Origin of the sequence: Amycolatopsis lexingtonensis (assembly GCF_014873755.1) — a bacterium.
Lineage (GTDB): Bacteria > Actinomycetota > Actinomycetes > Mycobacteriales > Pseudonocardiaceae > Amycolatopsis > Amycolatopsis lexingtonensis.
Window position 1 is genome coordinate 4,454,417 of the sequence record NZ_JADBEG010000001.1, and the last position, 19,876, is coordinate 4,474,292.

The 19,876-nt window shown below is 72.8% G+C and carries 15 protein-coding genes; 3 read left to right on the plus strand and 12 right to left on the minus strand.

Annotated elements, in window-relative coordinates; translation table 11 throughout:
* Positions 1–23: 23 nt before the first annotated feature.
* Positions 24–1,400 (minus strand): replication-associated recombination protein A, encoded by a 1,377-nt coding sequence (locus H4696_RS19710; RefSeq protein WP_086864537.1) that lies wholly within the window; start codon positions 1,398–1,400, stop codon positions 24–26.
* A gap of 141 nt (positions 1,401–1,541) precedes the next feature.
* Between H4696_RS19710 and H4696_RS19715 the strand changes: the two genes are divergently transcribed.
* From H4696_RS19715 to H4696_RS19725, 3 genes are all read left to right on the plus strand, one after another.
* Positions 1,542–2,237 (plus strand): TetR/AcrR family transcriptional regulator, encoded by a 696-nt coding sequence (locus H4696_RS19715; RefSeq protein ID WP_086864538.1) that lies wholly within the window; start codon positions 1,542–1,544, stop codon positions 2,235–2,237.
* A 34-nt stretch (positions 2,238–2,271) separates the two neighbouring features.
* Positions 2,272–3,483, plus strand: a complete 1,212-nt coding sequence (locus tag H4696_RS19720; protein ID WP_086864539.1) for a cytochrome P450 — start codon at positions 2,272–2,274, stop codon at positions 3,481–3,483.
* Positions 3,484–3,545: 62 nt separating this feature from the next.
* The gene (locus tag H4696_RS19725; protein WP_086865407.1) at positions 3,546–4,274 is read left to right on the plus strand and encodes a metallophosphoesterase family protein; all 729 of its coding nucleotides are present in this window, start codon (positions 3,546–3,548) and stop codon (positions 4,272–4,274) included.
* On the opposite strand, the gene H4696_RS19730 is transcribed toward H4696_RS19725, so the two are convergent.
* The 11 genes from H4696_RS19730 to H4696_RS19780 all read right to left on the minus strand — a co-directional run bounded on the left by H4696_RS19730 (position 4,246) and on the right by H4696_RS19780 (position 19,754).
* The gene (locus H4696_RS19730) at positions 4,246–5,082 is read right to left on the minus strand and encodes a GDSL-type esterase/lipase family protein (RefSeq protein WP_192782420.1); all 837 of its coding nucleotides are present in this window, start codon (positions 5,080–5,082) and stop codon (positions 4,246–4,248) included. The genes H4696_RS19725 and H4696_RS19730 overlap by 29 nt on opposite strands.
* Before the next feature lie 308 nt (positions 5,083–5,390).
* Complete coding sequence (locus H4696_RS19735; protein ID WP_192782421.1) at positions 5,391–6,575, minus strand: phosphotransferase; 1,185 nt, start codon at positions 6,573–6,575, stop codon at positions 5,391–5,393.
* 79 nt (positions 6,576–6,654) lie between these two features.
* Complete coding sequence (locus tag H4696_RS19740; protein WP_169735240.1) at positions 6,655–7,602, minus strand: DUF389 domain-containing protein; 948 nt, start codon at positions 7,600–7,602, stop codon at positions 6,655–6,657.
* Positions 7,602–9,377 (minus strand): aspartate--tRNA ligase, encoded by a 1,776-nt coding sequence (gene aspS / locus H4696_RS19745; RefSeq protein ID WP_086865519.1) that lies wholly within the window; start codon positions 9,375–9,377, stop codon positions 7,602–7,604. The genes H4696_RS19740 and aspS overlap by 1 nt, the downstream gene beginning before the upstream one ends.
* Positions 9,378–9,486: 109 nt before the next feature.
* Entirely contained in the window at positions 9,487–10,128 is a 642-nt protein-coding gene (gene merB, locus H4696_RS19750; RefSeq protein WP_086865520.1) for an organomercurial lyase, read from the minus strand.
* A 164-nt stretch (positions 10,129–10,292) separates the two neighbouring features.
* Positions 10,293–12,188, minus strand: a complete 1,896-nt coding sequence (locus tag H4696_RS19755; RefSeq protein ID WP_192782422.1) for an intein-containing Rv2578c family radical SAM protein — start codon at positions 12,186–12,188, stop codon at positions 10,293–10,295.
* Positions 12,189–12,390: 202 nt separating this feature from the next.
* Complete coding sequence (gene sthA / locus H4696_RS19760; protein WP_338078691.1) at positions 12,391–13,803, minus strand: Si-specific NAD(P)(+) transhydrogenase; 1,413 nt, start codon at positions 13,801–13,803, stop codon at positions 12,391–12,393.
* Positions 13,804–13,871: 68 nt separating this feature from the next.
* On the minus strand, positions 13,872–15,176 hold the full coding sequence (locus H4696_RS19765; RefSeq protein ID WP_192783047.1) for a type I glutamate--ammonia ligase: 1,305 nt from the start codon (positions 15,174–15,176) through the stop codon (positions 13,872–13,874).
* Positions 15,173–16,903: an IucA/IucC family protein gene (locus H4696_RS19770; protein ID WP_192782424.1), complete on the minus strand. Its 1,731-nt coding sequence runs from the start codon at positions 16,901–16,903 to the stop codon at positions 15,173–15,175. The genes H4696_RS19765 and H4696_RS19770 overlap by 4 nt, the downstream gene beginning before the upstream one ends.
* Complete coding sequence (locus tag H4696_RS19775; RefSeq protein ID WP_086865593.1) at positions 16,900–18,177, minus strand: lysine N(6)-hydroxylase/L-ornithine N(5)-oxygenase family protein; 1,278 nt, start codon at positions 18,175–18,177, stop codon at positions 16,900–16,902. The genes H4696_RS19770 and H4696_RS19775 overlap by 4 nt, the downstream gene beginning before the upstream one ends.
* Positions 18,174–19,754: a pyridoxal phosphate-dependent decarboxylase family protein gene (locus tag H4696_RS19780; protein ID WP_192782425.1), complete on the minus strand. Its 1,581-nt coding sequence runs from the start codon at positions 19,752–19,754 to the stop codon at positions 18,174–18,176. The genes H4696_RS19775 and H4696_RS19780 overlap by 4 nt, the downstream gene beginning before the upstream one ends.
* Positions 19,755–19,876: the final 122 nt, after the last annotated feature.

The window sequence follows — 19,876 nt, forward strand, 5'->3', positions numbered from 1 at the left end:
TCCCGAAGATCCTTCCGCCGCGGTCACTTCTCCCCGCGGATCGTCCGGCGCAGCTTGGGAACGCGCTCGGCGAGCGTCCGCTCCGCCCCGCGCTGGGTCGGCTCGTAGTAGTCGCGGCCCACCAGCTCGTCCGGCGGGTATTGCTGCGCCAGCACGCCTTCCGGGACGCCGTGCGGGTAGCGGTACCCCTGGGCGTTGCCGAGCTTCTTCGCGCCCGCGTAGTGCCCGTCGCGCAGCGGGGGCGGCACCGCGCCCGCCAGCCCCGCGCGGACGTCGGACAGCGCGGCGTCGATGCCCGTGATCACCGCGTTCGACTTCGGCGCGGTGGCCAGGTGGATCGTCGCCTGCGCCAGCGCGAGCCGGCCTTCCGGCATGCCGATGAACTGGACGGCGTGCGAGGCCGCGACCGCGACCTGCAGGGCCGTCGGGTCGGCCATCCCGATGTCCTCGCTCGCGTGCACGACCAGGCGCCGGGCGAGGAACCGCGGGTCCTCCCCCGCCTCGATCATCCGGGCCAGGTAGTGCAGCGCCGCGTCGACGTCGGACCCGCGGATGGACTTGATGAACGCGCTGATCACGTCGTAGTGCTGGTCGCCGTCGCGGTCGTAGCGCACCGCCGCCTTGTCCACAGTGGACTCCACGATGGCGAGGTCGATCGCCTTCGCCTCGGTGGCCGAAGCCGCGTCCGCCGCCGCTTCGAGGGCGGTCAGCGCGCGGCGCGCGTCCCCGCCCGCGAGCCGGACGAGGTGGGCCCGCGCGTCCTCGCTCAGCGTCAGCTCGCCGCCGAGGCCGCGTTCGTCGGCCAGCGCGCGCTCCAGCAGCCGCGTGATGTCCTCGTCGGTCAGCGGGCGCAGCTGCAGCACCAGCGACCGCGACAGCAGCGGCGAGACGACCGAGAACGACGGGTTTTCGGTGGTCGCCGCGACCAGCAGCACGGTGCGGTCCTCGACCGCGCCGAGCAGCGCGTCCTGCTGGGTCTTGGAGAAGCGGTGCACCTCGTCGATGAACAGCACGGTGTTTTCGGCGTTGTACTGGCGCCGCCGCCGGGCCTCTTCGATGACCCCGCGGACCTCCTTGACGCCCGCCGAAAGCGCGGACATCGCGACGAACCGGCGGCCGGTGGCGATCGAGACGAGGTTGGCCAGAGTTGTCTTGCCGGTGCCGGGCGGGCCGTAGAGCAGCACGGACGCCGGCGCGGCCCCTTCGACCAGGCGCCGCAGCGGGGCGCCTTCGCGCAGCAGGTGCTGCTGGCCGACGACCTCGTCGAGCGAGCGCGGCCGCATCCGGACCGCCAGCGGCGAGCTCGCCGGGTCCGCCTGCGGCTCGCCCGCGTTCGCCCCCGTCGGTTCCGGCGGGGGCGCCAGATCGGCGTTCACGGTGAAGAGCTCGTCCTGTGCCACACCGATGACGTTAACGGACGGCACCGACAGAACCGCTTGCCGTGGCCCCGGCGGCCGCGCTACGGTCGTGCTGACCGGTTGACCGAAAGTGCGATTCTGGTCAACAGGTCAAACGTTCAACAGATCAGCAGGTGGAACCGCATGAGTCATCCGAACCGCGAGCGCGCCGACCGCATCCTGGACGCGGCGGGCGAGCTGCTGCTGCGCATGGGCTACCGCAAGGTGGCGATCGACGACATCGCGCGCGCGGTCGGCATCGGCAAGGGCACCGTCTACCTGCACTGGCGCAACAAGGAACTGCTGTTCCAGGCGCTGATGATGCGCGAGTCGGCCGACCTGACCGACGAGATACTGGCGTCGATCAAGGCCGACCCGGCGATGATCCTGCCGCACCGGATGATCTCGTCGTCGTTCCTCGTCACGCACCGCCGTCCGCTGGTGATGGCGATGCTGCGCGGCAACGCCGAGATGTTCGGCTCGCTCGGCGACCTCGCCCTGCGCAAGCAGCAGGACGAGCTGCGCGGGCAGTTCGAGGACGCGATGCTCCGGCGCGGGCTGATCCGCGCGGACGTCCCGAACGTGACCTACGCGCTGCACGCCGCGACGCTCGGGTTCTACCTCGGCGACACGCTTTCCGACGAGTTCGAGGGGATCGCCCTCGAGGAGAAGGCGGCCGTCCTCGCGCACATCATCCGCACCGCGTTCGAGCCGGCGGGGGAACCCGATCCCCTGGCCGTCGCGGACGTGGCGGCGGAACTGGGTTCGGCGCTCGAGGCGCTCGTCTCGGGCTACCGGAAAGGGATCTACGCACACGATCCCACCAAGGCCCCCGGCTGATCCCGGGGCCGCACAGGGGAAAGAAGGGGCGGACATGACGACCACACTCGCCGACACCTGGGGACTCCACGAATCCCAGTTCTGGCTGCGGGGGAAGCAACCGGAAGCGCGGGTGCAGCACGCGCCCGAACTCGGCTTCTGGAACGTCTACGGGCACCCGGAGGCCGAAGAGGTCCTCCGCGACCCGGCGACGTACTCCTCGGACACCACCCGGCTGGTGCCGCAGGAGATGATGAAGGACGCCGACCTGAAGGAGATGTCGGCGGGCAACCTGCTGCAGCTGGACCCGCCGCTGCACAACAAGATGCGCAAGCTCGTCAGCCGCGCCTTCACGCCGAAGGTCGTCGCGGACCTGGAGCCGCGCATCGCCGCGGTGACGAACGAAATGCTCGACGCGGCCGGTGGCGACGGCCGGCTCGAGCTGGTCGAGGACCTGGCCTACCCGTTGCCGGTGATCGTGATCGCGGAGCTGCTGGGGGTCCCCGCGAGCGACCGGTACCTGTTCAAGGGCTGGGTGGACAAGCTGTTCGACTCCTCGGAACAGTTCTCGCTGAAGGAGCAGACGAAGACCCAGGAGGAGTCGGTCGCGAAATCCCTGGAAGGCCAGAAAGCGCTTGCCGAATACCTCGGCACGCACGTCGACGAACGGCGGAAGCAGCCGCGGGAGGACCTGCTGACGAAGCTCGTCGAAGCCGAGGTCGACGGGGAACGGCTGACGCGCAACGAAGTCGTCAACTTCGCGAACATCCTGCTGCTGGCCGGGCACATCACCACGACGATGCTGCTCGGGAACGCGGTGCTGTGCCTGGACACCCACCCGGAGTGGGACGAGCGGGTGCGCGCCGACCGGTCGCTGCTGCCGGCGACGATCGAGGAGTCCTTGCGGTACCTCTCGCCGTTCGCGGCGGTGGCCCGCACGGCGAACCGCGAGGTCGAACTGGGCGGGGTGACCGTGCCGCCGGACCAGATGCTGCTCGTGTGGGTGGCGGCCGCCAACCGCGACGAGCGCGTGTTCGCCGACCCGGACACGTTCAACCCGCTGCGCGACCCGAACCCGCACCTGGCGTTCGGCCGCGGGATCCACTTCTGCATCGGCGCGCCGCTGGCCCGCCTGGAGGGGCGGGTGGCGCTGGACATCCTGTTCGACCGCTACCCGGCGCTGCGAACGATCCCGGGTGAGCCGCCGAAGTTCCAGGTCAACCCGAACATGACGGGGGTGCGCGAGCTGCCCCTCTCGATCGGGTAGCACCGGTTGCGCCCTGGGCGAAATCCCTCGCTCAGGGCGCCGCCGTGCCGGATGGTGGACCGGTGAAGGTGGCGGTGCTGTCGGACGTCCACGGGGTGCTCCCCGCGCTCGAAGCCGTCCTGGCCGAGCCGGACGTCGAGGCGGCGGACCGGATCGTGCTGCTCGGCGACGCCCTCGCCGGGCCGATGCCGGTCGAGACGTTGTCGCGCCTGCGATCGCTCGGTTCCCGGGCGGTGTGGGTGCGCGGCAACGCCGACCGCGAGCTGGCGGCGTCCGCGCGCGGGGCCGGCGACTTCGTCCCGGACCCGATCTTCCCGTGGGCGGCGAAGCAGTTGCGTCCGGACCACCTGCCGTTCCTGGACGCGCTGCCCCTGACGGTGACCTTGGGCGAAGTCCTGTTCTGCCACGCGACCCCGCGCGACGACAGCGAAATCGTGCTCGTCGACAGCCCGCTGGAGCGGTGGGCGGAAGTGCTCGACGGCGTCACGGCGGAAACCGTGGTCTGCGGGCACACGCACATGCCGTTCGTGCGGCTGGCCGACCGGCGGCTGATCGTCAACCCCGGCAGCGTCGGAATGCCTTACGGCGCAAGGGGTGCGCACTGGGCGTTGCTCGGCGACGGCGTCGAGCTGCGGCGCACGGAGTACGACGCCGAAGCGGCGTGCCGGTTCCTCGCGGAGCACTGCGCGTACCCGGACATCGAGGAGTGGGCGGACTTCTTCGTCCGCAACCCGGCTTCGGATGCGGAAGCGCTGCGCGTGTTCAGCGGGCGCGGAACGAGTTCCACATGATGACCGCGGCGTAGGGCAGGAACTCGCGGCCGCGGCGCCAGAGCCACGGGATGCCCTTGAGCACCAGCCACCCCACGTGCCCCGCGGCGCTCGGCTCGACACCGCCGCTGCAGGTGAGGCTCACCGGCTCCGGCACGGCGAACCCGGCGCCGGCGAGCAGCGCGGTGAAGCCCTCCGCGAGCATGCGGTGGCCGAGTTCGGACGGGTGCAGGCGATCGACGCTCCACGAGGCCAGCTCGTACGCGCCGGGCAGCCGGTCGAGGTCGAGGCAGGGCACGCCTTCGCGGGCGACGACCTCGTCGATGGCCGCGTTCAGCTCGGCGACCCGGGCGCTGAGCGCGCGCTTGAGCGACGGCGGGAGGCGGAACACCTTGCTGTGGTCGTGGAACCGGACGGGCACCACGGTCGTCCCGGCCTCGCGGAGGCGGTGGATCACCTCGGTGAGGTCGGCGGCGATGCGAGCGGCGTCGAAGTCCGGCCGGAGCGTGTCGTTCATCCCGGCTACGAGAAGGGCGACATCCGGCCGGTGCGCGACGGCGGCGGGCACCTGCTCGGTGAGCACGCACCGCATCCGCGCCCCGGTGAAGGAGGGGTTGAGGTACCCGTCGCCGGTCACCCCGAGCGCGGCGGCGACCAGCGGGCCGACCCCGCGCCACCCGCCCCGCCGGGGCAGCGGATCCCCCAGCCCGACGGCGGTGGAGTCCCCGAGCACGACAAGCCGCCGCGCTTGCTTGAGGGCATGGTCCGGCACGGCCGCGAGCGGGGGCCGGGAGGGTTCGGGAGTGACTTCGACACTGATCACGGTCACGCGTCGACCATCGGCCACCGAGGCTCACGGCCGGTGAGGACGAGGTAACGCGACTTCGACACCGCGCCTAATTCTTGACGCTCACCTCACAAGTGCCGGAAAAGTCCCGTTCGCCGACGCAGCGGGATGCCAGGAACGGGTCGTTCACCGCGCCGGACACCGGAGTTTCGGCAAAGGTGCGGCGGCCCGCCCGGCGACTTCGCCGGCGGTGGCCCCCAGCGCCCCAATGTGGCCTTCGGTGCGTCAGACGCAACCAAGGCCGCCTTCGGTGCGTGAGACGCAACCAAGGCCACATTGGGGCGCTGGGGTCAGCGGAACGCCGGGTAGAACGCCAGGTCCGCGTGCGGTCCCAGCTTCGCCGCCAGCGCCGCCGCCACCCGGGCCGCGAACTCCGACACCGCCGTCATCCGCACGTACCCCGCGTGCTTCGCCAGGTCGCGCCACCACGTCACGAACGCCGCCTCGCGGCTCACCGGGGCCGCGTGCCGGGACAGGTCCAGCGACGCCAGCTCCTCCCCCGTGATCAGCCAGACGCGCAGCAGCTCGCTGGTCGTCAGGTGCTCCGCCAGCGCCTCGTCGTCGGCGAACGCCGGCCAGACGCCCACCACCTCCGCGCGCCACGCCGCGATCATCGCCTCGCTCATGCCCGCCGGCAGAGCCAGCGCGTCCGGCCAGCTCGCGAACGGCAGCCTCAGGTGGGCCGCGTCGACCAGGGCCGAGCGGACGCAGCCGTACTCGAAGTCCAGGAAGCGGACGCCCTCGCCGGTCACCAGGTTGTTGTCCGGGCTGAGCTCGACCGGGCTGAACGCGCGGAAGCCCGCCGAGCGGGACAGCTCCAGCGCCGCCGTCACCTGGGCGCGGACCGCGTCCGGGACCGGGATGCCCAGGCGCTCCTGGATCAGCGGCGGCACGGCCGCGCACAGCTCGTCGACGCCGCTCTCGTCCCCCTTCGCCGGGCCGCCGAGGCGCCGCAGCAGCGCGTTGAAGTCCGCTTCGCGGCCCGCGGTGTTCGCGTGCAGCCGGCCCAGCGAGCGGGCCCAGGACAGCAGCGCGCGCTCGGCCGCGCGGGAATCACGCGCGTAGAGCTTGTCCTCCAGCGTCGGGGTGCGGCCCAGGTCCTCGAGCACCAGCGCGCGGTCGCGGCCGTCGTGGGCGAGCAGCTCCGGGCACATCCGCTCCTCCGGGGCCAGCGCCGTGAACAGCTGGTAGCTGACCGCCTCCTGGGCGAACGGGTCGGCGCCCGGGCCGGGCGGGTCCGGGTAGTGCTTGACGACCACCGTGCGCGGCAGCGCGAACGACGACGACACCACCCGTGCGCGGACCACCGTCGCCGGCCCGCTCCCCGCGAGGTCCTCGGGGGCGACCAGGGTGATCGCACTGCCGAACCGGCGCGAGAGAACGGACTCGCCCGCCGCGACCGCCGCGGCGACGGCGAGCTGCTCGGCTCCTGCCCCGACCCCAGCGTCGCCGGAGGAGGAGGTGTCGACTGTCATTGTCACCGACCCTACTCGTGACTGAGCAACCATGACTACTGACATCCGGACAAGAAGACGCATCCCACCCGGATACGGGTCACCCGCGTGGAAGCGGACGCATCCCCACCGGTGAACGTTGCCCATTCCGGCGCACGATCAACACAATGGCCGCTGCTGCAACGATTCCGAGAAGGTTCACGAGCAGCTGTCCCACCGATTGGAGGCATCGGCTCCACTCCCCCGCCACGGCCGCGACCATCGCGTAGCCCGCGGCGGGAACCGTGGTCACGGAGATGAACACGCCGACCAGCGCGGCCGACTTGGCCGACGTCATGGCGAGCATCCCCGCGGCGCCCGCGAGCATCGCCACCACCAGGGACGGTACGCCGACGGAGAAGACGAAGTCGACCTCGTTGTGCTGTTTCAGCTCGAACGCGCGCTCGCCGAAGACGTCGGTCACCCGCACCAGCAGCGCGCCGCCCAGCGTGACCACCATCGCCAGCGGGAAACCGACGCCGAGCGCGGTGCCCGCGAGGCGGACGAGGTCCCAGCGCCGCAGCACCAGCCCGACCGCGAGCGCGGCCAGCGGGCCGAACTCCGGGCCGACGACCATCGCGCCGACGATCGTCACGGCGGAGTCGGTCAGGACCCCGACCGCGGCGAGCAGGCAGGCGATGGTGAGGAACGCCAGGAACGTCACGTTGAGCCGCGACTCCTCGCCCGTGCGGCCGAGCAGCTCCTGCCACACGACGGCGTCCGCGCCCTCGCCGGGCGCGGCCTCTTCCGCCTGGTCGGCCGCGTCCGAGAGCGCCGTGTCGAGCGCTTCGAGCGTGATCCCGCCGGAGTGGTCGAGGTCGAGCCCGCACAGGGCTTCGACGATCTCGTCCGCCGCCTCGCGCGCGATGTCGGCCTCGACCAGGTCACCCGCCGGTTCCACGGCGGCCCCGCGGTGCACGATCAGGTGCGCCGTCCCGGCGTGCGCCCGCAGGATGTCGAGCGCCTCGGCGGTCTTGTCCGGCGGGCACACGGCCCTCAGGTGCAGCACTAGTTCTGCGGAGCGGGGGCCGGCTTCGCGTCGATGCCGGCTTCCTTGCGCTGCTGCGCCGTGATCGGCGCCGGCGCCGCGGTCAGCGGGTCGTACCCGCCGCCGGTCTTCGGGAACGCGATCACGTCACGCAGCGAGTCGGCCTTGGCCAGCAGCATGACGATCCGGTCCCAGCCGAACGCGATGCCGCCGTGCGGCGGGGGGCCGTAGGCGAAGGCGTCGAGCAGGAAGCCGAACTTCTCCTGCGCCTCTTCCTCGCCGAGGCCCATCAGGCTGAAGACGCGCTTCTGGACGTCGCCGCGGTGGATACGGATCGAGCCACCGCCGATCTCGTTGCCGTTGCAGACGATGTCGTAGGCGTAGGCGAGCGCGTTGCCCGGGTCCTGCTCGAACTTGTCGATCCACTCCGGGGTCGGCGAAGTGAACGCGTGGTGCACGGCGGTCCACTTGCCGGATCCGACGGCGACGTCGTCGCCGATGTCCTCGACCGGCGCGAACAGCGGCGCGTCGACGACCCACACGAACGACCAGGCGTCTTCGTCGATCAGGCCGAGGCGCTTGCCGATCTCGTCGCGCGCGGCGCCGAGCAGCGGCTGGGTCGACGCGGCCTTGCCGGCGGCGAAGAAGATGCAGTCGCCCGCCTTGGCGCCCGCCGCGGCGGCGACGTTCTCGCGCTCGGTCTCGGACAGGTTCTTCGCGACCGGGCCGCCGAGCGTGCCGTCCTCGTTCACGAGGATGTACGCGAGGCCGCGCGCGCCGCGCTGCTTCGCCCACTCCTGCCACGCGTCGAGCTGGCGGCGGGGCTGGTCAGCGCCGCCCGCCATCACGACCGCGCCGACGTACGGGGCCTGGAACACGCGGAACGGCGTGTCGGCGAAGAACTCCGTCATGTCGGTGATCTCGAGGTCGAAGCGCAGGTCCGGCTTGTCCGAGCCGTACTTGGCCATCGCCTCGTGGTAGGTGATGCGCGGGATGGGCCGCGGGATCTCGTGCCCGATCAGCTTCCACAGCGCCGAGACGATCTGCTCGCCGATGTCGATGACGTCGTCCTGCTCGACGAAGCTCATCTCGATGTCGAGCTGGGTGAACTCGGGCTGGCGGTCGGCGCGGAAGTCTTCGTCGCGGTAGCAGCGCGCGATCTGGTAGTACCGCTCCATGCCGCCGACCATGAGCAGCTGCTTGAACAGCTGCGGCGACTGCGGCAGCGCGTACCAGGAGCCGGGCTTGAGCCGGGCCGGGACGAGGAAGTCCCGCGCGCCTTCGGGCGTCGAGCGGGTCATCGTCGGGGTCTCGATCTCGACGAAGTCCTGGTTGTGCAGCACCTCGCGCGCGGCGCGGCTGACCTCGCTGCGCAGGCGCATGGCCGCGGCCGGGCCGCTGCGGCGCAGGTCGAGGTAGCGGTGCTTGAGGCGGACCTCTTCGCCGACGTCGACGCGGTCGTCGATCGGGAAGGGCAGCGGCGCGGCTTCCGAGAGCACCTCGAGCTGGGTCGCGAGGACCTCGATCTCACCGGTGGGGATCTCGGCGTTCGCGTTGCCCTCGGGGCGCTTCGCGACCTCGCCGACGATCTTGACGCAGAACTCGGAGCGCAGGGCGTGCGCGCGCTCGGCCATTTCGCCTTCGCGGAAGACGACCTGCGCGACGCCGCTGGCGTCCCTCAGGTCGATGAAGATGACGCCGCCGTGATCGCGCCGCCGGGCCACCCATCCGGTGAGGGTGACGGTCTGTCCGGCCTGTCCGGCACGCAGGGTGCCGGCTTGGTGGGTGCGGAGCACTGCGACTGCTCTCCTTCGAGATGGGCTGCTGCGGCGGTTGTCGCCGCCCAAAGGCTAACGAACAGCCCAGCCTACGACGTCGGCAGGCTCGCCCGGCGCGGTGCTCCCTTCAGAGCACGTATTTGGGCCGGGCCTCCAGCGCCGCCACCAGCCGGTGAGCTTGGGCCAGGTAGGCCGCCACCTGGTAGATCCGGCCGCCCGGGTGGGCCACCAGCCAGCTCGCCGCGGCCGAGGCCGAGGCGAAGAACGGCTGGCCCGCGCAGGCCACCGCGTCGACGTTCTCCAGGCCGAAGCCGAGGTCGATCGCGGCCACCACCGCGGACGGCGGGTCGGCCTGGATGATCCCGTGGGGCACCAGGTCGATCCGGATGTGGGTGCCGGTGACCGGGCAGACGGCGGCCGCCTGCACGCGCTCGCCGGCGGCGATGGCCAGCAGGAACATGTCGACCGAGCCGTCCGGGCCGGCGCCGAGGGTGCCTTCGGCGGGCTCCAGCCGGCGGTGGGCGCCGAGGGTGCCTTCGGCGGGCTCCAGCCGGCGGTGGGCGCCGCGCGGGGCGGGGCCGGTGGAGACGAGGTCGCGGTGCAGCGTGAAGCCGATCAGCTCGACCAGCCGGCGGGCTTCGGCAGGGGTGACGCCGACGATCGCGGCCAGCCTGTCGACGCCGACCGGGTGCCGTCCGGCCCGCGTCAGCTTCAGCGCGGCCCAGGCGAGCCGGGCGGCCGCGACGCGGTCGGTCTGCGAGGTCGTCACCGCGCTCCTTCCGGGTTCGATCCCTTCGACGTTAGGCGCCGGTGACGCGGGACGACAACGACACGATCGGACATTTTCCCGCAAGCCCAGGACAGCGCGGTGCACCGGTCCCGCGATTACGTCGAACGGCCCAGCGCGTCACCCGGATGGTCCACAGTGGACCGTCAGAGCAGGCGCAGCTGCTCGGCGGGCGCGACGGGTTCCGGCCCGGCCGCCGGTTCGGGGTCTCGCGGGTCGTAGCCGGTCTTCGGCGCCAGCCCGTGCCGCCGTAGCAGGGGCGCGACGCGCTCCGCGAGCCGCTCGCGGTAAGCCTTCTGGACGTAGCTGCCCCGCGCGTACAGCTCCCGGTACCGCGGGACGAGCGCCGGGTACGAGCCGGCCAGCCAGCGCCCGAACCACTCGCGGGCGCCCGGGCGCAGGTGCAGCGGGAAGACCGTCACGCTCGACGCGCCGACGTCGGCGAGCTGCGCGAACAGCGCGTCGAGGGCCTCGGCTGAGTCGGTCAGCCACGGCAGCACCGGCGCCACCAGCACCGAGCACTCCAGCCCGGCGTCCCGGGCCTTGCGGACCAGCTCGAGCCGCGCCCGCGGGCTCGGCGTCCCGGGTTCGAGGCGGTGCTGCAGCTCGCCGTCGAGCAGCGCGATCGACACCGCGAGCCCGACCGGCACGTCGGCCGAGACGTCCTGCAGCAGGGGCAGGTCCCGCGCCAGCACGGTGCCCTTCGTGAGCACCGACAGCGGCGTGCCGGAGCGCGCCAGCGCCGTGATGATGCCCGGCATCAGCCGGTAGCGGCCCTCCGCGCGCTGGTACGGGTCGGTGTTGGTGCCCATGGCGACGTGCTCGCGCCGCCACGACGGCTTCTTCAGCTGCGCGGTCAGCACCTGCGGGGCGTTGACCTTGACGACCACCTGGGTGTCGAAGTCGCGGCCGGCGTCGAAGTCGAGGTAGGTGTGGGTGTTCCGGGCGAAGCAGTTGTGGGACACCATGCCGTCGGCGATGAAGTCGCCGGTGCCGGTGGTGATGTCGAACAGCGGCAGCTGCAGGCCCAGCGGCTCGATCGCTTCGACGCGGCGGCGGCTCGCGCCGATCACCGTGCCGTCCAGCGACCGCTTCCACGTCACCGCCGGGTTGCTCACGTGCAGGAACCGCAGTACCTCGGCGGCCCCGCCGAGCAGCCGGACCTCCTGGCGCGACGGGAACTTCGGCACCTCGTCGAGCTGGCGCGCGAAGCCGAACCGGGCGAGCGCGGCGGCGACGGCGTCGGTGATCTCGGGTTCGTCGTGCGCGATCGTGAGGATGCCGCGGCCGTAGCCGCCCGCGAGGTCGAAGACGCCGGCGAGGAACCCGCGCTGCCAGTGCGCGTCCGGGTCCGGCGGCACCTTCAGGAACCCGACGGACGACCCGAAATCGGGCAGGTAGGCGAGCGCACGGGCGGCGGCGTCCGGTTCCGCGGCGAACCCGCCGGAGCGCAGCATCCCGCAGAGGTACCCGGCGCGGTACCCGAGCGTCTCGTCCGGCGTCGGCGCGAACCGCCCGACCCCGATCAGCTCGGTCCCGGCCTCGAGGTGCGGCCGCTGCGCGGCACCGAACTTGCTCCCGGTGACGTGCTTCCACCCCTTGTTCGTCAGGAACCGGTGATCCCCGCCGGCGACGAGCCGCGTGCCGTCCTCGAGGGTCACCCGGTACGCGGCGCGCAGGGTCGTCCAGTGGGCTTCGACGCGAGTCGGCACCAGCCGCCGGGCGGCGCCGTGGCCGCGGGTGCCGTAGATGGCGTCCCCGACCTTCAGCTCCGACAGCGCCTTGGTGCGGCCGTCGGCCAGCAGGATCCGGGTGCCGCCTTCGAGGCAGTAGGTGCAGGCGTGGGAGCAGCCGCGGTAGGGGTTCACGGTCCAGCCGAAGGGCACCCCGGACCCGGCGGGCACCTTGTTCAGCACCGAGCGCGCGTGCACCTCGTGAAAGGTGACGCCGTCGAATTCCGGTGACCGCACGGAACGCACCAGGCCTTCCAGCCCGGGCAGTGCCGGCTCACCCTCCCCTGCTCGCTGCCGATCCCATCGCACGACGCCAGTCGAACATATGTTCTAGTCGAGTGTCAAACCGGTTCGCGGCAGGCGAATCGGGTGGTGCTGGTGTGACCGCTGGGGCCGCGGAGGGACTGTGCGCCGGCTCCTGATGTCTTGAATGACTCATTCAGGTCTTCGGAGGTCCTGAATGACTCATTCAAGACACTGCGGGGCCGCCCCGCACCGCCCGACCGCCCACTCAGGACGAAAAGCGGTCCAGCGCGCGGATCTTGTTCGTCGCGTCCAGCGCCGCCACCTTGTACGCCTCCGACAGCGTCGGGTAGTTGAACACCGCGTCGACCAGGTAGTCGACCGTCCCGCCGCAGCCCATCACCGCCTGTCCGATGTGGACCAGGTCGGTCGCGCCGGTGCCGAAGACGTGCACGCCCAGCAGCTTCCGGTCCGTCGTGGACACCAGCAGCTTGAGCATGCCGTAGCTGTCGCCGGTGATCTGCCCGCGCGCCAGCTCGCGGTAGCGCGCGATCCCGACCTCGTACGGCACCGAAGACGAAGTCAGCTGCGCCTCCGTCGCGCCGACGTACGAAATCTCCGGGATGGTGTAGATGCCGATCGGCTGCAGCGCGCCCAGGCCGTTCGCCGGTTCGCCGAACGCGTGGTACGCCGCCAGCCTGCCCTGGTCCATCGACGTCGCCGCCAGCGCAGGGAAGCCGATCACGTCGCCGACCGCGTAGATGTGCGGGACCTCGGTGCGGTAGTTCTCGTCGACCACCAGCCGGCCGCGCGCGTCCGCGGTCAGGCCCGCCGCGTCCAGGTTCAGGTCGCCGGTCAGGCCCTGGCGGCCCGCGGAGTACATGACGCCGTCGGCCGGGATGCGCTTGCCGCTGACCAGGGTGGTGATCGTGGCGTCGTCGGACACCGCGACGTCCGCGACCTTCTCGCCGAAGCGGAACGTGACGCCGAGGTCGCGCAGCTGGAACTTGAGGGACTCCACGATCTCCGGGTCGCAGAAGTCGAGCATCTGCTCGCGCTGCTCGACGACCGTCACGCGCGAGCCGAGCGCGGCGAACATCGACGCGTACTCGATCCCGATCACGCCGGCGCCGACCACCACGAGCGACGACGGGATCTGCTCGAGCCGCAGGATCTCGTCGGAGTCGAGGACGCGGGCGGCGTCGAAGTCGACGTGCCCGGGCCGCGCCGGGCGGGTGCCGGTGGCGATCACGATGTGGTCGCCGCCGAGCGTCCGGCGGTCACCCGGGTGCTTGCTCTCGACGACCACGGTGTGCGCGTCGGCGAACGAGCCGGTGCCGGGGATGAGGTCGACGTGGTTGCGCATCAGCTGCGCGCGCACCACCTGGACCTCGCGCCCGACGACGTGCTGGGTGCGCGCGAGCAGGTCGGCGATGGTGATGTCCTGCTTGACGCGGTAGCTCGCGCCGTACAGCTCGCGCTGGTTCATCCCGGTCAGGTAGAGCACCGCTTCGCGCAGCGTCTTGGACGGGATCGTGCCGGTGTTGACGCACACCCCGCCGACCATGTCGTGCCGGTCGACGACCGCCACCCGTTTGCCCAGCTTCGCCGCGGCGATCGCGGCCTTCTGCCCGCCCGGACCCGAACCGATGACGATGAGGTCGTACTCGTGCTCGCTCACGACGTCGAGCCTGCGCACCCGGGCGCCCCGGCGCAACCCCTGGCAGGTGAAGATCCGGCCTGACGCACTCAGGAACGGAGGGCACCCCGGCGGCGCTGCCAGTCCGTGACCGCGTCCAGCCCGGACTCGATCTCCTCGGTCAGCAGCGCCTCCAGCTGGGCCGCGACGTCCGCCCCCAGCAGCTCCCCCGCCCGCCCCAGCAGGGACAGCGCTTCCCACGGCGAGCCGGCCAGCGACCCCGCGGACACGCCGGGCTCCGGCGGGGCCAGCCCTTCCTCCAGCCCGAACCGCCCGGCCGCGAGCAGCGCCGCGACCACCAGGTGGGGCTGCGCGTCGGCGCCGGCGAAGCGGAACTCCAGGCGGGGGTCCGACGGCGGGCCGGCGACGCGCACCGACGCCGTCCGGTCGTCATGGCCCCAGCGGACGTCACGCGGGGAGAACGGGGCCGTCCGCAGCCGGACGTAGCTGTTCCACGTCGGCGCCCACACCGCCGTCAGCGCCCGCGCGTCGCGCAGCACGCCCGCCAGGAAGCCGCCCAGCAGGTCCGGCGGCGAGCCGTCCACAGTGGACAGCGACAGGTGCACGTGGCCCGAATTCCCTTGCCCCGGCTCCGGTGCGGCCAGGTAGGAGGCGGACACCCCGTGGCGTGCGGCGGCCCGGCGCACGACCAGCTGCTGCAGCAGCACGTCGTCGCACGCGGCCAGTGCGTCGCGGTGGCGCAGCACGACTTCGTACTGCCCCGGGTGGCACTCCGCGCGCGCGGATTCGACCCCCAGCCCGGCTTCGTCCAGGCCGGACCGGATGTCGGCGAGCAGCGGCGCCAGGTGTTCGGTGCCGCCGAGCGCGTAGTCGGTGCCGTGCGCGGTGAGCGGGCCGCCGGCGCCGGTGAACACGACCTCGTGCTCGATGCCCACCGACGGCACCAGGCCGAGTCCCTCCAGCGCCGCGAGCTGCCCGCGCAGGACCTCGCGCGGGGCGAGTTCGGCGGTCCGGCCGGAGGGCCACTCGGCGTCGCACACCACCGCCCACGTCCGGTCGCCCAGCGGGATCGCCGTCGCCGCGTCCGGGCGCATCCGCAGGTCGCCGAAGCCTTCGAGGTACCCGCCCAGCACGCCGGCCGCGGCGAGCGGTTCCCGGTCCGGCGTCCACGCGAAGACGTAGCCGCAGACGCCGTAGCCGTCGTCGAGGACCGAGGCGGCGAACGGCGCGGCCAGCTCGACCGCGGCGAAGCGGGCGTGCGGGTCGGGCACCAGCAGGAGCAGGCGCGCGCCGTCCTCCGCGAGCACCCCGCGCAGCACGGCCGTCCCCGCCGCGGCCGCCGCCTGCCGCGCGGCCAGTGACCGCGGGCCGGCCGGCCGCGCGAACGGCGTCACCACGCGCCGCCGGGGTCCGGGGCGTGCAGCGGGTTCGGCACCCGGCCCCACCGGACGTCGAACTCGTCGTCGCGCTCCACCTTGTCGAACCCCTGGCCGGCCAGGTGCTCCCGGTTGAGCGTCACGCGCTCGACGTCCGGCGCGAACAGCCGGCACGCGTCGAACCGCGCGGCCACGTCCGGGTTGTCGTCCCGGTAGCGGCCCACGACCTCGCGCACGAGCGCCCAGAACCGGGCGCGGGGCAGGCCGACTTCGTCCAGCAGGACTTCGGCCCAGAACCGGAACTGACCGGAGAACACCGAGCTGAACAGCGACTGCGCGAGCAGGTGCGCGGGCCAGCGCAGCATGTCCGCCGCGGCTTCGGGTGGGAGGCTCCGGTAGCTTTCGACCTGTTCGTCGAGCAGGTCGACGCCCTGGGCGAAGTCCTTGATCAGCACCCGTTGCGGGACGCTGGCGGCGTCGACGACCAGAATCAGGTTCTGGCCGTGCGGGCAGAACCCGACGCCGTGGCGCAGCAGCCACTGCAGCAACGGCGTGAGCAGCAGGTCGAACAGCCGGGCCAGCCACGTTTCCGGGTCGTGGCGCCCGATCAGGTGCGTGAGCACGGAACCGCCGCGAAGCCCGCGATACGGCAGGGCGGCGAACGAAATCGCGCGCTCCCCGTCCGCGAGCCGGATCGGTTCGCGCCAGAGCGCGCCCAGCGTCTCGTGGAAGCGGTACGGCAGCTCCTCCAGGTGCCCGAACAGCGGGTGCGTCACCGATACGCTCGCGACTTCGCCGAGCAGCCCGAACCGGTACCGCTCGCTCAGCAGCGGGTCGGCGGCGCTGATCCGGCGCAGCCACGACGTCACCGACGGCCCGGCGAGCGTCGCGGCCGAGTTCAGCCCGCGGTAGACGAGCGTGTTGCGCACCGAGACCGCGGTCTTGACGTCGTGGCGGCCCGGCGTGGTCACGTTGCCCAGCGTCCGGACCGTCTGGTGCGCGCGGTAGGCGTCGGCGCTCTCGCCGAGCTCGACCACGACACCGGTGGCCAGCTCGGCGGCGTAGAGCGTGCCGAGGATTTCGTCGGCCTGCCACGGGTGCACGGGAACCCAGACGTAGTTTTCAGGTGCCTTCCCGGCGAACTCCGCCCGCTGCGCACCGAGTTCGGCGTCCAGGAGCGCGTCCCGGCTCAGCTCGTCGACGCAGCGGAACTCGGCGTGGTCCGGGTGGACGGCGAACCAGCGGAGCCGGACGTCCGCGCCCGCCTCCGGCGCGTAGCGGGCGCGGTCGCGCGCGGAGAACCCGACCCGGCCCTTGTTCAGCACCAGCCGCGGGTGGCCGGTGAGGTGCCCTTCGGCGAAGTTGTAGTCCATCGTGGACAGTGCGGGCGCGATCGGGGCGCGGCGCAGCCGGGCGGCCTCGTTGGCGACCGTCGAGGTCAGCTCGGCCAGTACGTCGGCCAGGCGCAACCCGCTGAGCCCCAGCACTTCTCTGGCGTCCACGACGAGGGTGCGCGGGTCGGTGACCGGCTCGCCCGACCGGTGCGCGCTGTCCGGTTCGACCGTCCAGGAGTCGAACGCGCCCCGCCGGGCCCGGAACGTGTAAGTGGCGTCCGGCAGCTCGAGCCGGTACGCGTCACCGTCCCGGGCGGGCTCCAGCAGGTGCTCGTAGGACAGCTCACCGAGCATCTTGTGCGCGATCAGGGCACCGGCCGCGCGCCAGGCGGCCGCCTCGTCGAGGGTCACTCTTCCTCCAGGCCGAACGTGGTGAAAGCGGTGCGGTCGGGCAGCTCGTGCACGGTCTTGCCGCACACGGCGTTGAGGATCACGGCCGCCCGCCAGGCACCGAGCCCGAGGTCGGGGGCGCCGGGCCCGTGGGTGTGCCGTTCCGCGTTCTGGACGTACAGCGCGCCGGGCACGTCGAGGGCGACGCGGTAGCCGGCGTCGACGACCAGGCGGCCGCGGCCGTCCCGGTGGACGGCGTCGCCGAGCCCGGCCAGCAGCGGCCCGGACGGGGCCTCCGCGTACCCGGTGGCGACGACGACGGCGTCGGTGCGCACGGTGCTTTCCCGCCCCTGCTGGGCCTGCGCGACGCGCAGCTCGATCCGGCCATCCACAGTGGACGCTCCGACGACCTCGACCCCCGGCGTCAGCACCGCTCCCGGCGGGCCGGTGATGCTGCGGCGGTACAGCTCGTCGTGGATCGCGGCGATCGTCTCGGCGTCGATCCCCTTGTACAGCTGCCACTGCGCGGGCAGCAGCCGGTCGCGAACGGCTTCGGGGAGGCCGTGGAAGTACGCGGTGTAGTCCGGGGTGAACTGTTCGAGGCCGAGCTTCGAGTACTCCATCGGCGCGAACGCCGGGGTCCGCGCGAGCCAGCGCAGGCCGTCCACAGTGGACTGCGAGCGCAGCAGGTCGAGGAACACCTCGGCCCCCGACTGCCCCGACCCGACGACCGTGACGCTCCCGGCGGCGAGCAGCTTTTCCCTGTGCGGCAGGTAATCCGCCGAGTGCAGAGCGAGGACGCCGGGATCGGCGACGACGTCGCGCAACGGCTCCGGCACCGACGGCACCGAGCCGACGCCGAGCACGACGTTGTCCGCGAGCACCGGTTCGCGGCCCGCGACCGTCAGCTCGAAGGCGTCCCCGGCCCAGCGGATCCCGGTGACCTCGTGGCCGAACCGGCACGACGGCAGCCGGGCCGCGGCCCACCGGCCGTAGTCGTCGTACTCGGCGCGCGGCGGGTGGAACCGCTCGGCGAAGTAGAACGGGAGCAGCCGGCCGCGGTCGCGCAGGTAGCTCAGGAAGGAGAACGGGTTCGTCGGGTCGACCAGCGTCACCAGGTCGGCCAGGAACGGCACCTGCAGCGTCGCGCCCTCGACCAGCAGGCCGGGGTGCCAGCGGAACTCCGGGCGGGCGTCGAAGAACACCGCGTCCAGGCCGTCGACGCCGGTGGCCAGCGCCGCGAGCGAGAGGTTGAACGGCCCGATCCCGACGCCCGCGAGGTGGTGGCGCCTCACGAAGCGACCGGGCTTTCCCGGCCGGCGACGAGTTCGGCCCCCGCGGTGGCGGCGATCCGGTCGAGCAGCGGCCGGTAGGCGCCGGCCGTGGTGTGCGGGTGGAGCAGGGTCAGCTTGAGCCACAGCTGACCGGTACCGCCGGGCCCGGTCGGCAGCGTGGCCCGGCCGATCACGGCGGTGCCGGCTTCGAGCAGCGCCCGGCGGACGCGCGCGACGAGCTCGTCGCCGCCCGCCTCGTCGGCGACGACCGGCCGCAAGACCACTGTGGACAGTTCCGGCGGGCCCCAGAGCCGCAGGCCGGGGTGCCGCTCGACGTCCGCCGCGACCTCGGCCGCGGTGGCGCAGCAGCGTTCGACGAGCGCGCCGAGCCCCTCGGTGCCCAGCGCGCGCACGGTGACGGCCATCCGGAAGGCGTCCGGCCGCCGCGACGTCCGGATCGACCGGCCGAGCAGGTCCGGCAGCCCGGCTTCGGTGTCGTCGTCGGCGTTGAGGTACTCGGCCCGCACGGTCAGCGCGGCGAGATCGGCGGCATCCCGGACGGCGAACAGCCCGGCGGCGACCGGCTGCCAGCCGAACTTGTGCAGGTCGAGCGCCACGGAGTCGGCCAGCTCGAGCCCGGCGAGCTTGCCCTTGAGCGCGTCGCTGCACAGGGCGGTGCCCCCGTAGGCGGCGTCGACGTGCAGCCGCGCCCCCTGCCGTCGGCAGATGGCGGCGATTTCGGCGAGCGGGTCGAGGGTGCCGGTGTTGGTGGTCCCGGCGGTGGCGACGACGACGGTGCCCGGCGCGGCGGCTTCGGCGAGCGCCCCGGGCAGCATGCGGTCGCCTTCGCACGGCACGACGATCGGCGCGGGCAGCCCGAGCAGCCAGGCCGCGCGCGCGACGCTGTGGTGGGCGTTGGCCCCGCAGACGGCTTGCACGATGCCGGTCTCGCGGGCGAGGAGCAGGCCGAGGAGGTTCGATTCGGTACCGCCGGTGGTCACGACGGCGTCCGGGCGGGGCGCGTCGGGGTAACACAACCGGGCGATTCCGGTGGTGAATTCGCGCTCGAGTTCGCTGGCGACGGGGGCCTGGTCCCAGGAGTCCATGGAGGGGTTGAGCGCGCTCGCGACGACATCGGCGGCCACGGAAACCGCGAGCGGCGGGCAGTGCAGGTGGGCGGCGCAGGCCGGGTCGGCGGGATCGGCGGAGCCCGCGGCGAGGAGGCGGCTCAGCTCTTCGAGGGCCGCTTCGGCTCCCACGCCGTGGCGCGGGAGGGTGCCGGGCGGGGTGGGCTCGGGGGTGGCGGCTCCGGTGCGCGGGGTGTCGGCGGGTTCGAAGTCCTCGGACGCTTCCTGAGCGGTGGCCGGTTCGCGCACCGCCGCCAAGCCACCGAGCGACTCCGCCTCACCTGCCGCGTCCGCGGTCCCCGGCTCGCCGTGCTCGGCCATCAGCGCCGCCGCCACCGCGGCCGGGCCGCCGGCCGGGATGGGGCCGCCGCGCTCGGTGATGCCCGCCGCCATGCCGCGCAGGGCCGCCGGGATCAGCTCGGCGAGCCGGTCCGCGCCGTCGTGGCCACCGGCCAGCCCGTCTGCTCGCATGTACCCGCCTTCCTTAGGGTTGCCTTGCCTACGCTGAGCAACAGTACGGCGACCGACGGCTGCCTGTCATCCGGCCCCGTCCAGCATGCTCGACCGGGTGGCGGGGACGCGTCGGCCATCGG